Origin of the sequence: Herbaspirillum sp. AP02, from assembly GCF_015767275.1 — a bacterium.
Lineage (GTDB): Bacteria > Pseudomonadota > Gammaproteobacteria > Burkholderiales > Burkholderiaceae_D > Herbaspirillum.
This window is the reverse complement of the sequence record NZ_JADWMY010000023.1, coordinates 1-475: the sequence shown is the minus strand read 5'-3', so window position 1 is coordinate 475 and position 475 is coordinate 1. Positions and strand designations below refer to the sequence as shown.

Here is a 475-nt window from a genome sequence, read left to right as displayed (position 1 = left end):
TGTTGAATTGCATCGAAAACTGACCCACTTAAGCCAGAAATTTGCATCCTAAGTTGACCCATGTTTAGACCACAATCCTGCTCAAGACAGCGAGCGGGAGAACGGAGTGATAAACGTGGCCCTACTTGGAATTATTCGGCGCTGGTACATCAGAGACCGCGTTTCGATCAGGGAAATAGCCCGTAGGCTAGACATTTCCCGAAACACTGTTCGTCGCTATATTCGGTCCGAGGCGATCGAACCGTCCTATCCCACCAGGCAATCACAGAGCTCGCTCGATGAATTCGCGCCTAGACTTTCCGCCTGGCTGAGCGCTGAGGCAGTCAAATCACGGAAGCAAAGAAGAACCCTGAAACAGATGTTCCTGGACCTGAAAGAGCTGGGATATGAGGGGTCGTATGACCGCGTAGCTGCCTTCGGAAGGCAGTGGAAAGTGGGTCAGATGGCGAGGGTCAATTCTGCGAGCAAATCAACA

The 475-nt window shown here is 51.8% G+C and carries 1 protein-coding gene; it reads left to right on the top strand.

Annotated elements, in window-relative coordinates; genetic code table 11:
• Positions 1–106 precede the first annotated feature (106 nt).
• The coding region (locus I5R65_RS24195) for a helix-turn-helix domain-containing protein (protein ID WP_370546950.1) at positions 107–475 on the top strand (369 nt) is incomplete at its 3' end.